Annotated in this window: 7 protein-coding genes; 2 read left to right on the forward strand and 5 right to left on the reverse strand. The window is 68.9% G+C overall.

Going from position 1 to position 12,434, the window contains the following annotated elements:
• Nucleotides 1–50: 50 nt before the first annotated feature.
• A complete protein-coding gene (gene bioA / locus ACE3OK_RS09575; protein WP_374249304.1) occupies nucleotides 51–1,433 on the forward strand; it encodes an adenosylmethionine--8-amino-7-oxononanoate transaminase in 1,383 nt (460 codons plus the stop codon).
• Entirely contained in the window at nucleotides 1,424–2,155 is a 732-nt protein-coding gene (locus ACE3OK_RS09580) for a 16S rRNA (uracil(1498)-N(3))-methyltransferase (protein ID WP_374249305.1), read from the forward strand. Before bioA ends, ACE3OK_RS09580 begins: the two co-directional genes overlap by 10 nt.
• A 6-nt stretch (nucleotides 2,156–2,161) precedes the next feature.
• On the opposite strand, the gene ACE3OK_RS09585 is transcribed toward ACE3OK_RS09580, so the two are convergent.
• The 5 genes from ACE3OK_RS09585 to ACE3OK_RS09605 form a co-directional block, all read right to left on the reverse strand.
• A complete protein-coding gene (locus ACE3OK_RS09585) occupies nucleotides 2,162–2,632 on the reverse strand; it encodes a chemotaxis protein CheW (RefSeq protein WP_374249306.1) in 471 nt (156 codons plus the stop codon).
• 8 nt (nucleotides 2,633–2,640) lie between these two features.
• Nucleotides 2,641–3,615: a chemotaxis protein CheB gene (locus ACE3OK_RS09590; protein WP_374249307.1), complete on the reverse strand. Its 975-nt coding sequence runs from the start codon at nucleotides 3,613–3,615 to the stop codon at nucleotides 2,641–2,643.
• Nucleotides 3,612–9,659: an Hpt domain-containing protein gene (locus ACE3OK_RS09595; RefSeq protein WP_374249308.1), complete on the reverse strand. Its 6,048-nt coding sequence runs from the start codon at nucleotides 9,657–9,659 to the stop codon at nucleotides 3,612–3,614. The genes ACE3OK_RS09590 and ACE3OK_RS09595 overlap by 4 nt, the downstream gene beginning before the upstream one ends.
• 80 nt (nucleotides 9,660–9,739) lie before the next feature.
• Nucleotides 9,740–11,755 carry a methyl-accepting chemotaxis protein gene (locus ACE3OK_RS09600; RefSeq protein WP_374249309.1) on the reverse strand — a complete coding sequence of 672 codons (2,016 nt, stop codon included), beginning with the start codon at nucleotides 11,753–11,755 and terminating at the stop codon, nucleotides 9,740–9,742.
• A 33-nt stretch (nucleotides 11,756–11,788) separates the two neighbouring features.
• Nucleotides 11,789–12,334, reverse strand: coding sequence for a chemotaxis protein CheW (locus ACE3OK_RS09605; protein ID WP_374249333.1), 546 nt, complete (start codon nucleotides 12,332–12,334; stop codon nucleotides 11,789–11,791).
• Nucleotides 12,335–12,434: the final 100 nt, after the last annotated feature.

The raw sequence follows: 12,434 nt of genomic DNA on the forward strand, positions 1-12,434 counted from the left end.
GCGCCCGCCCCGGCGATAATGGGCGGATGAAAGGACTTCACGATGCCCCCATGATAGCCGCCGCCAGCGACTGGCGCGCACGCGATCTGGCCGTGCTGTGGCACCCATGCACGCAGATGCGCGAACACCCCGATGCCTTGCCGCTGTTCCCCGTCGCGCATGGCGAAGGTGCGTGGCTGGTGGGGTTCGACGGCCGCCGCGTGCTGGACGGGGTCAGCAGTTGGTGGACCAACCTGCATGGCCATGCCGAACCGCGCATCGCCGAGGCCATCGGCCGGCAAGCGCGCACGTTGGAGCAGGTCATCCTGGCCGGGTTCTCGCACGCACCGGCGGTGGAACTGGCCGAACGCCTGCTGGCTTGCGCCCCGCAGCAGGCCGGGCGGCAGCCGCTGGCCAAGGTGTTCTATGCCGACAACGGTTCGTCCGGTGTGGAAGTCGCACTGAAGATGGCGTTCCACTGGTTCCACAACCGTGGCGACACCCGGCGCACGCGCTTCGTCACGCTGGCCAACAGCTACCACGGTGAAACGCTGGGGGCACTGTCGGTGGGCGACATCCCGCTGTACCGCCGGGTGTACGCCCCGCTGCTGCTGGACGTGTTGTTCGCCCCCTCGCCCGATGCATTCGGCAGCCGCGACGAGGCCGCGGCCATCGCCTGTGCGGAGCGTGCCGCCGATGCGCTGCAAGCCCTGCTGGACGCGCATCCCGGCGAAGTCTGCGCGATGATCGTCGAGCCGCTGGTGCAATGCGCCGGCGGCATGCGCATGCATCATCCGGCTTACCTGCGCCGCGTGCGCGAACTGTGCGATCTGCATGGCGTGTTCCTGATCGCCGATGAAATCGCGGTGGGCTTCGGCCGCACCGGCACGCTGTTCGCCTGCGAGCAGGCAGGCATCCAGCCGGATCTGCTGTGCCTGTCGAAAGGCCTCACCGGCGGCTTCCTGCCGCTGTGCGCGGTGCTGGCGACGCAGGCGATCTTTGATGGCTTCCTCGACGACTCGCGCGAGCGTGCATTCCTGCATTCGCACAGCTACAGCGGCAACCCGCTGGCCTGCGCGGCGGCGCTGGCCTCGCTGGACATCCTGCACGCCGACGACGTGATCGCCCGCAACCACCGGACCGCTGCCCGCATGGCCGCACTGGCCGCGCCTTTCGCGCAACATCCACAGGTGGCCGAAGTGCGCCAGACCGGCATGATCGTCGCCATCGAACTGCACCCGGAAACCGGCAGCGACGAGGACGGCCACGCGGTGGAAATCGCCGGCCGCCGCGGCCTGCGGCTGTACCGCAAAGCCTTGGAATTGGGCGTGCTGCTGCGCCCCCTGGGCGATGTGTTGTACTGGATGCCGCCCTATTGCATCGATGACGCGCAGCTCGACATGCTGGCCGGAGCCACCGCCACTGCGCTGGAGGAAGCCTCGCCATGCGCCTGACCCGCAGCTTCGTCGACCTGCCGTTGCACGCGGGCGACACCATCGTCCTGCCGGAAGGCACCGCCGCGCATCTGATTCGCGTGCTGCGCCTGCAGGTGGGCGATGCCTGCGTGCTGTTCAACGGCGACGGCTTCGATTACGACACCCGCATCGTCGTCGCCGGCAAGCGCGACGCACGCGCGGAGATCGTCGGCGCGCGCCGGGTCGACAACGAGTCGCCGCTGCGCATCACCTTGCTGCAGGGCATCGCGCGCGGCGAGAAGATGGATTGGATCCTGCAAAAGGCCACCGAACTGGGCGTTGCCCGTATCCTGCCGGTGGACAGCGAACGCAGCGAAGTGAAGCTGGACGCGCAGCGTGCCGCCAAGCGCCTTGCGCATTGGCGTGAAGTGGTGATTTCCGCCTGCGAGCAGAGCGGTCGCGCCAGTGTGCCCGAGGTGCTGGCACCGCAGTCGCTGGCGCAGGTTGCCGCGCTGCGCGAGGGCCGCGGCTTCCTCCTCGACCCGTTCGCCGACAGCACGCTGGCGTTGCTGCAAGGCGGCGAGTTGCGCGCCTGCACGCTGGCGATCGGCCCGGAAGGCGGCTGGTCGCCGCGCGACCGCGAACACCTGGTCGCCGCAGGCTACGAAGGGCTGCGGCTGGGGCCGCGCGTGCTGCGCACCGAAACCGCCGGCATCGCCGCGATCAGCGCACTCCAGGCACTGTGCGGCGACCTTGGCTAGACGTGGCTAGGCAGCCGCCGCCAGCGCTTCCTGCAAGCGCAACTCGAGCGCCGCCAGGTCCGGCACCACCGCCTCGTCTTCGTTGAGGCGCACACGGGCCAGTTCGCCCTCCGGCAGGTCCCCGCCGTCGTCCAGGGTGGCCAACGCGGCTTCGGTCACCGTCACCAGTCGCGGGAAGCCTTGGGTCAACATGGCGAAGTACGGACGCTTGACGTCACCGCCCAGCGCCTTGAGCACGATCACCTTGCTGCCCAGGCCGCCGGCTTCCTCGGCCAGGCCGGCGAAGCGGGCAAACGATACCAGCGGCAGCTGCCAGCCACGCCAGCGGATGCGCCCCAGCAGCCAGGCCGGGACATCGGACATCGGCTCCGGTTCCGCATAGGACAGCACTTCGGCAATGGTGGCATTGGGCAGCAGCAGGCGCGCCTGGGCCACCTGGATGAGCACGCCTCGGATGATGGGAGCGACGTCGGACATGGATTACCTCAAGCGTGCCAGCGTTCAAGCAATTGGAGACCCATCACCGCGAGGCTGCGCGATTCGCCGCCGCGCGCCACCAGCGCCTTGCTGGCGGCCGGGTCGAAACAGTTTTCCGGTGCCTGACCGTACACCAGCCCACCGCCCCAGCGCAGGGTCATGGCGACATCCAGCATGCCCGGGTCGGCGCCACTGAGCAGCAGCATGGCGCTGTCGCCGGCAGGCAGCGCGGCAAACCGCGGCTCCGCCGCGGTTTCGATAAAGACCAGTCCGGCAGGAGTCTCACCCACGTCCAGACCATCCGGCAGCACGTGCACGGCACCCTGCTGCAACGGCTCGCCGGCTTGCGCCAGCACCACCTGCATGGTGGTGGCGCGTTGCATTTGCCGCACCAGCTTGTCGTACTGCCCGCCCTCGATTTTCTGCCGCAACAGCACCGGGCGCGGGAAATTGGCCGGCAGCGCCGCCAGCAACTGGCGCACCGCATCCGGGCCACCGATGCCGGCCACCACCACCACGGCGCCTTCGCGCTGCCGTGGCGGATGCGCTGGAGCCTGTGGTACCTGCGGCATCGAGGCCACCTGCAAGGTCAGTTCCTGCATCTCGGCGTTGAAGTCGTGCCGACCCGCCCGCTCCGGCACCGCCGGCAGCACATCGCCGTGGCCGTACAGCTTGGCGGCCATGTGCCGCGCCCAGCGCGCCGCTTCCCAGCCATCGCGCCGCGCCGCCACGTCGGCATCATCGAACATGACCTCCAACGCGGGATCGGCAAGCAGGTCGTCGAACTTGCCCAGCGCGGTCTCCGCCACCGGGTCCAGCACCACCACCAGCGCATCGGGTGCCACCGCGCGCACGTCGTCGATGCTGGTGGTGAGTGGATCCAGCGAGGCCGCCACGTCGGCACCGGCCTCGCGCACCGCCACTTCGGTGCGATCGCGTGCGCCACCCGCACGCGCCAGAACCACCACACGCCGCCTGTTCATTGCAACAGCCCGGCGCCCACCGGCTCAAGCTGCAACAGCTCGAACACGTTCCGCATCAGTTCCACTTCCTGGTACGGCTTGCCCAGGTAGCGCTCGACACCCAGGTCCATCGCCCGCTGGCGGTGTTTTTCGCCGGTTCGCGAGGTGATCATGATGATCGGCACGTTGCGCAGGCGCGGATCGGCCTTCATCGCCGTGGCCAGCTCGTAACCGTCCATGCGCGGCATTTCGATGTCCAGCAGCATCAGGTCCGGGATGAGGTCGGCCATGCGTTCCAGCGCATCGAGGCCGTCCTTGGCGGTCGCCACTTCGAAACTGTGGCGCTCCAGCACACGGCCGGTGACCTTGCGCATGGTGACCGAGTCGTCCACCACCATGACCAGCGGCACCCGCCGATGTTCCACCGGCACATGAGCGACCGCCGTTTCCTCCAGCACCGCGGCGGCATGGCGACGCACCAGCGGCGGCACGTCGAGGATCACCACCACGCGACCATCACCCATGATGGTGGCACCGAAGATACCCGGCACCGAGGTTAATTGCGGACCGCCGGTCTTGACCACGATTTCGCGGCTGCCCACCACCTGGTCGATCGCCACCGCCGCCCGCAGCTCGCCTGCACGCACCAGCAGCAGCGGCATTTGCAGATGGCCTTCGGCCTTGGCCGGAGCGGTACCCACCAACGAGCCAAGGTCGTGCAGGGCGTAATCCTCGCCACCGTAGCGGTAGCTGCCCCCCCCCTTGGCGAGGTCTTCGCGGCTGATGCGGCCCACGCCGCGCACCGAGGCGATCGGTACCGCGAATTCGGTGTCGGCGATCTTGACGAACACCGCCTGCGTGACCGCCAGCGTCTGCGGCAGGCGCAAGGTGAAGGTGGTGCCTTCGCCGGGGCGGGAGGCGATGTCGATGGAGCCGCCCAGCTGGCGCACTTCACTGGCCACCACGTCCATGCCCACGCCGCGGCCGGCCAGGCGGCTGACGGTCTCGGCGGTGGAGAAGCCCGGCTGCATGATCAGCATGTCCAGCTCGGCATCGCTCAGGTGCGCCTCGGCCGCGAGCAACCCGCGCTCGATCCCGCGGGCGCGGATCGCGGCGCGGTTGAGGCCGGCACCGTCATCGGCGATCTGCAACACCACTTCCGACCCTTCGCGGCGCACCGCCACGCGGATGCTGCCTTCCGCCGGCTTGCCGGCGGCCACGCGGGCATCGGGTTGCTCCAGCCCGTGCGCGATGGCATTGCGCAGCATGTGCTCCAGCGGCGCGGTCATGCGCTCCAGCACGTTGCGGTCGAGTTCGCCCTGGGCACCGTCGAGCTTGAGTTGCGCCTGCTTGCCGGTTTCGCCGGCGGCCTGGCGCACCACGCGGCGCAGGCGCGGCACCAACGAGTCGAACGGCAGCATGCGCGTGCGCATGAGGCCTTCCTGCAACTCCGAGCTGACGCGCGACTGCTGGGTCAGCAGGGTTTCGTACTGGCGGGTCAGGTCTTCCATCGACCCGTGCAGGCTCTGCAAGTCGGCGGCCGACTCGGCCAGCGCGCGGGAGAGCTGTTGCAGGGTGCTGAAGCGATCCAGTTCCAGCGGATCGAAGGCCTCGTTGCCGGTGTCGCCTTCGCGCTGGAAGCGGGCGATGATCTGCGCTTCGGTTTCCGAATCCAGGCGGCGCAACTGGTCGCGCAGACGCAGGTTGGTCTGCTCCATTTCCTGCGCGGTGCTGCGGAACGCGGACAACTGCTGTTCCAGACGGGCGCGATAGATGGCGACTTCGCCCGCGTAGTTCACCAGACGGTCGAGCAGGTCGGCGCGGATGCGCACCTGCTCCTGCGGCGCGCGCACGCCGATGTCGTCGTCGTCGCCGATCCCGTCGTGCACCACGGGCGCGGTCAACGGCGGCAGTTCCGGTTTCTTCACCACCGGCGGCATGCCACCCGACACGGACGCCATGTCCACTGTCGTCGCGGCGGTGTCCGGCGCGGCATGCTCCACCCGCCTTGCCACCACCTCGCGCCGCTCGGCGCGGGCGTTGAACTCCTCGATCAATTGCTCCGGCATGCCGATCGCGCGGCGCGCGGCGATGCGGGTGATCATGCCGTGCAGGCGGTCGAAGCCGCGCTCCAGCAGCGGGATGCCATCCGCACCGAACTCCACCTTCTGTGCAGCCACCGCCTCCAGCAGCGACTCCATGGCATGGCCCAGCTCACCGGCCGGCATCATCCCGGCCATGCGCGCGCCACCCTTCAGGGTATGCAGGTCGCGCTGCAGTTCGACCACCAGTTCGTTGCTGTCCGGGGTTTCGCGCAGTTGCGCCAGCACGCCATCGGAGTGATCCAGCAGATCGCCGGCTTCCTCGACGAAGATGTCCACCAGTTCGAGATCGAGCTCGCCGGTATCCAGCGCCTCGTCCGGATCTTCGCTGGCCACCGCCGACGACTGCAACATCGCCAACGCGGCCAATTCGCGCGCCTTGGCGACGGCGGCGGCCTCGGCAGCGCGGCGTTCGGCCTCGATGCGTTCAGCTTCGGCACGCCGGGCAGCGGCACGCTCGGCCTCCAGACGCTCGGCTTCGGCACGTGCCGCCGCGATGCGTTCGGCTTCCTGGCGTTCCGCTTCGCGCCGTGCCGCTTCCGCTTGCTCGGCGGCCACGCGCTCGGCTTCCGCCTGTTCGGCGGCCAGACGCGCCGCTTCGGCCTGTTCAGCCGCCACGCGCTCGGCTTCCGCCTGTTCGGCCGCCACACGCTCGGCCTCCAGCAACGCCGCTTCCAGAGCGGCCTGCCGCGCGGCTTCGGCCTGTTCGGCTGCCACACGCTCGGCTTCGGCTTGTTCGGCCGCCAGACGCTCGGCTTCGGCCTGTTCGGCTGCCAGACGTTCGGCCTCGGCCTGTTCGGCTGCCACACGCTCGGCTTCGGCTTGTTCGGCCGCCAGACGCTCGGCTTCGGCCTGTTCGGCCGCCAGACGCTCGGCTTCGGCCTGTTCGGCCGCCAGACGTTCGGCTTCGGCCTGTTCGGCCGCCACACGCTCGGCCTCCAGCAACGCCGCTTCCAGAGCGGCCTGCCGCGCGGCTTCGGCCTGTTCGGCGGCCAGACGCTCGGCCTCGGCCTGTTCGGCCGCCAGACGTGCGGCTTCGGCCTGTTCGGCCGCCAGTCGTTCGGCTTCGGCCTGTTCGGCCGCCACACGCTCGGCTTCGGCCTGTTCGGCGGCCAGACGCTCGGCCTCGGCCTGTTCGGCGGCCAGACGTGCGGCTTCGGCCTGCTCGGCCGCCAGACGTTCGGCTTCGGCCTGTTCGGCCGCCAGTCGTTCGGCTTCGGCCTGTTCGGCAGCCCGGCGTGCAGCTTCGGCCTGTTCGGCCGCCAGACGCTCGGCTTCGGCCTGTTCGGCCGCCAGACGCTCGGCTTCGGCCTGTTCGGCAGCCCGGCGTGCAGCTTCGGCCTGTTCGGCCGCCAGACGCTCGGCTTCGGCCTGTTCGGCCGCCAGACGCTCGGCTTCGGCCTGTTCGGCAGCCCGGCGTGCAGCTTCGGCCTGTTCGGCCGCCAGACGCTCGGCTTCGGCCTGTTCGGCAGCCACACGTTCGGCTTCGGCCTGCTCGGCGGCCAGACGCTCGGCTTCGGCCTGCTCGGCGGCCAGACGCTCGGCTTCGGCCTCCGTCTCGTCGGGGAGCACGGGCTCCACCGGCAGATGGGCCTCCGGCAACGCATCGCGCAACGCCGACAACTTCGCCGCCAGTGCGACGTGCAACGGCACCAATGCCGGCACTGCTTGCAGGGCCAGGGTGGAAGCACGCACCGCGCTGGCCATTTCCGCCAACGCCGCGACACCATCGCCATCGGCGGGCGCACGTACCGCACGCAGACGCTTGATGAACCCTTCGGCCGGGGCGGTGAAGGCGGTGACCGAAGGCACTTCGGTCATTGCGAACGCGCCGTTGAGGGTGTGCACGGCACGCACCAGTGCATCGGTGATGGCGGCATCGCCCGCTTGCGCTTGCAGCAGCCACGCATCCACGGTTTCCAGATGCCCGCCCACCTCGGCCGTCAGGATTTCCAGCAGCACCGGATCGACATTGACCGCCACCGTGTCGGGGGCGGCAACCTCGGCGTGACTCACGGCGGCTGCCGGCACGGGGACATCCGGTTCAACCGGCGCGGCGGCCGGCATGGCCGCCAACAGCACGTCTTCACCCGCTGCCAGTCGGTCGGCCACCGCTTCCAGTGCCGGGATGTCGACCTGCACGCTGCCTTCGCCGCGCAGTGCCGCATGCAGCTGCGGCAACAGTTCGCGTGCGTTGCCAACGAACGCCACCACCGCATGGCTGGCCGGACGCGAGCCATCGAGCACGCGGTTGAGCATGTTTTCGACGTGCCAGGCGAATTCGCCCAGCACCTTGGCACCGACGAGGCGGCCACTGCCCTTGAGGGTGTGGAACACGCGCCGCAACGGACGCAGCTTCTCGGCATCGTCCGGTGCCAGCTTCCACGCCGGCAGCAACTGGTCGATGTTGGCGATCTCGTCCTGGAATTCCTCCAGGAAAATTTCGCGGATTTCGTCGTCGATTTCCTCGCCTGCCGACACGAAGCCGGCATCCACCGCCCCCGCGGCACGCGGGATGGCCACGGCTGCCGCCGCAGGCAGGGCGGTGCCCGCAGTTTCATCGGCGGGTTCGTCGGCCGGCTCGTCGGCCGGCGCATTGGCGGCCGCATCGACCGGTGCGTCGGCGGCAGGCATCTCCGTCACGGCGGCTGCCACGGCGGCCCCAGTCTCGGGAGCCGCCGGCACGTCGACTGCGGCGGGTGCCGCCGCGCTGGCTTGCGGAATCGGCCAGTAATGCAGGGCTTCGAGGCTCGCTCGCGCCTTGTCCAGCAAGTCCAGGCGCTGGCCCAGTGGGTCATGCAGGGACTCGAGGTAGTACTCCATGCTGGCCAGTGCGTCGGCCAACGTGTCGAGTTGGCGACCGCCCGGCACCTGCTTGCGCCCGATCAGCTCCGCCTTGCTGTACTGCTGCAACGCATCCAGGTACTCCGCCGGCTGCGGCAATTCGAGGATGCGCAACGCACCCGCGACTTCGGTCAGCAGGCGCGGCACCGGCTCCAGCGCGGCATGGTCCCAATTGGTTTCCACGAAGGCCACGAAGGCACTGCGCACTTCGCTGAAATTGCTCACCGCGGCACGGGTCAGCGCGCCCATGACCTTGCGCGATTCCTGCGCCAACAGGTCGCCGGCATCGCTGCCGGCATCGAAGCTGCCCAGCCGCGTCACTTGATCGTCAAGCGAGTGGTCGATGTAGATCAGTGCGCTGGCCACGTCCAGCAGGTCGCCCTCGCTGAAGGGGCGCGCGCCGCTGGCGATGGCATGCAGCAGCTTGCGCTGCTCCTGCACCACCAGCCGGGCGCTGTCCAGGCCCAGCATGCCCAGGGTTTCACCGATGCGATCGAGTGCTTCGACCTGCGGTGCCAACTCCTGCGGATTGCCCTGGCTGCCGCGCAGGTGCAAATCCAGCGCGTCCTTCACCTTCAGCAGGTCTTCCTTGATCGCGGCCGCGACGGTATCGAGCAGGGCGCGGTTGCGCCCGGCCAGGCTGCCGCGCGCATGTTCGATTTCCGCTTCGGTCGGTGCCACCAGCAGGCTGGGCAGGGCGTCCTGCGCAAGCGGCTCGGCACCGCGCGCGGCGCGCAGCTCGTTGATCAGCGGCAGCAGCACGATGGGGATGTCGCGGTGCCCGCCCTGCAGGCGTTCAAGGTAATCGGGTAGTTGCACCAAACCGCGCATCAGCGCCGCCAGCACGTCATTCTGGGCGGGAGCGGTGCCGTCGTGGATGGCGGCCGCCAACGCTTCCATTTCTCCGGCCACCATCGCCGGGGCCTGCAATTCGAGCATCCGCAAGGTGCCTTGCACCTGGTGCAGGTGGCTCATGCAGGTAGCCATTGGCATGGCCTCCGCCGGCGTTTCGGCGAAGGCTTCAAGCTCGATCCGCGCCTGCCGCAGGGCTTCGTCGATCTCGGGCTTGACCCAACCCAGCGCGGTATGGTCGATGGCGTCCCGCAGGGCCGTCGTCATGTCGAGGCTCCGTCAAGGCCCTGCGATGCGGGGCTGGCCTGGAGGGTGTTGTTCATCCCGATCCCTGTCTTCGCCCGGCGTCAGGCAGGCAGCTTGAAGTCGGCGACCGAGCGACGCAGGTCGGCGGCCAGCTGGGCCAGATTGCCGATCGACTCGGCGGTCTGGCTGGCACCCTGCGAGGTCTGCGCGGTGATCGACTGGATGGTGTTCATGGCCTGGGTGATGTTGGTGGCCGCGGTGGACTGCTCCTGCGCCGCCACCGAGATGCCCTCAATCAGGCCCGACAGGTCGGACGACACCTTTTCGATCTCGCCCAGCGCGGTACCCGCGTCCTCGGCCAGGCGCGCACCGGCGACCACTTCCGAGGTCGTTTGCTCCATCGAGCTGACCGCTTCGTTGGTATCGGCCTGAATGGTCTGCACCAGCGATTCGATGCGCTTGGTGGCGCCGGAAGAGCGTTCCGCGAGGCGTTGCACTTCGTCGGCCACCACCGCGAACCCGCGACCCGCCTCACCTGCGGATGCCGCCTGGATGGCCGCGTTCAGCGCCAGGATGTTGGTCTGTTCGGAAATGTCGTTGATCAGTTCCACGATCGAGCCGATTTCCTGCGAGCTTTCACCCAGCCGCTTGATGCGCTTGGAGGTTTCCTGGATCTGGTCGCGGATGCTGTCCATGCCGGCGATGGTCTGGCGCACCACGCCGGCGCCGTTGGTTGCGATCTGCACCGAGCGCCGCGCCACCTCGGCCGAATCGGCGGAGTTGCGCGACACCTGGTTAATGCTGGTGGCGATTTCGTTGATGCGGTTGGTGGCGGAGTTGATTTCCTGCGCCTGGTGTTCGGCGGCATCGGCCAGATGCATGGCGGTGGCCTGGGTTTCCTGCGCGCTGGACGCCACCTGCACCGAGGTGTCGTTGATGGTGGCCACCAGGGTGCGCAGCTGCTCCACCGCGAAGTTGATCGAGTCCGCGATCGCGCCGGTCATGTCCTCGGTCACGGTCGCCTTCACGGTCAGGTCGCCTTCCGCGAGCGAACCCATTTCGTCCAGCAGGCGCATGATCGCCTCCTGGTTGCGGTCGTTCAGTTCCTTGGTGGTCTGGTAGCGGATGCGCTGGGCGCGGCCCAGTGCCCACAGCAGGCCGACGATGGAGAACAGCGCCACCGCACCCGACAGGATGCTGACCCAGACGCCGCCGATGACGCTGGTGTCCTTCAGTGAGCCGAACGAGGTGAACGCCGCGAACAGGCTTTCACTGTCGCCCAGCAGCTTGTCGGAGCCGGTGGCCAGCGCCGCCGCCGACGCCTGCGCACCGATCAGCTTGCGCGAATCGCCGACGATGGCGTCGAGATCCTTCTTCATGCCCTGCCACAGGGTATTGGCCTGGCTGAGAGCGCCGACGGCACCGGCGGCACTGACCTTGGCGATGTCGGGGCTGCCGTTGATCAGCACATTCATCTGCCGATCGAACATCGCGGCGTCGCGGCCCAGTGCATCGGCGGCCACTTGCGCGCCATCGCCGCCGGCGCGGAGTTCGGCGATGCGGCGCGCCATCGACGAGGATGTCGTCACCTGGTTCAGCGCGGTGAACACCTGCGCCGAGGTGGCACCACCCGACACCAGGCCGCGCAGCACTTCGTTCAGCTGTGCCTGCAACTGCGGCACCTTGTTGGTGAAGCTGTCGGCGTGGCCGGCCAGCGCCAGCACCACTTGCTGCGAACCCAGCACTTCGTCGGCGCGCTTGCCCAGCGGCGCCCAGGTACCGGACACCGTGGTGATCGGCCGCGACACGTCGGCAGAGTCGCCGAAGCGGTCGTTCAGCCATTTGATGTCCGCATCGATTTCGCCCTTGGTCGCCTTGAACGCCTCGAATGCCTGCCCGTTGCCGTCGATGGCTTCGCGGCCCTGGTTGGCCAGGCGCTGCGAGTTGAGCTGCAGGCGTGACGCCGCGGTACTGGCACCGCCGAGGCGCGAGGCCTTGGTGGTGGCGTACAAGGTGTTGCCGGCGAAGACGACCAGCGAACCGATCAGCATCCAGATCCAGAAGTTGGTGCTGAGATTGCGGCCCTTGCCGGCGGCGGAATCCATCAAATTGCTCATGTTGCGACCTCGGCTTGCTTGGGAGTCCGCGGGTTAGGCGGCGGCTTGGCGGAATTCGGGGGTACGGGCCAGGCGCTCGAGGCTGAACACGCCCCAGTCCTGGTCGTTCATGCGGTAGGCGCGATCGACGAAATGTGCATAGCGCCCTTCGGTCAGCGCACTGGCGTCGATGCCCTGGGCTTCGATGAAACTGCGCTGGCCGTACAGCTCATCGATGGTGATGGCGACGTCGCCACCCGGCTGGCGCACCACCAGCACGCGCTGGCGCTCGTGCAGCACGGTACGCTCGCCTTCCAGGAACTGCTTGAGATCCACGACCGGCAACAGGCTGCCACGGATGTTGGCCACGCCCAGCAGCCAAGGCAATGCCCCCGGCACGTGGGTCAGTGCCGGCAGCGGCAGGATTTCAACCACCTCGTTGAACCCCGAGGCCAGCCGGTGGCTGCCCACCCGATACGCCACGCCGCGCCACAGGCCGGGGGCGTCGAGCTGCTCGGGCAGGCCGGCGACGTGCGCCAGGCTGCGCTGCTCGTAGTCGGCCAGCACCAGGAACGGCGCGCGCGGATCGCGCGGATGCAGCGGCGCGATGCGGACACCGGAGTGCTGTGCGGCGACGGCCGGAGCCTCTGCTTCCGCGGTTGCTGCCGCCGGGGCGACGCCTGCAGCGGCGTCCATCGCA

The organism is Thermomonas sp. (assembly GCF_041905325.1).
In the GTDB taxonomy this organism is placed as follows: Bacteria; Pseudomonadota; Gammaproteobacteria; order Xanthomonadales; family Xanthomonadaceae; genus Thermomonas.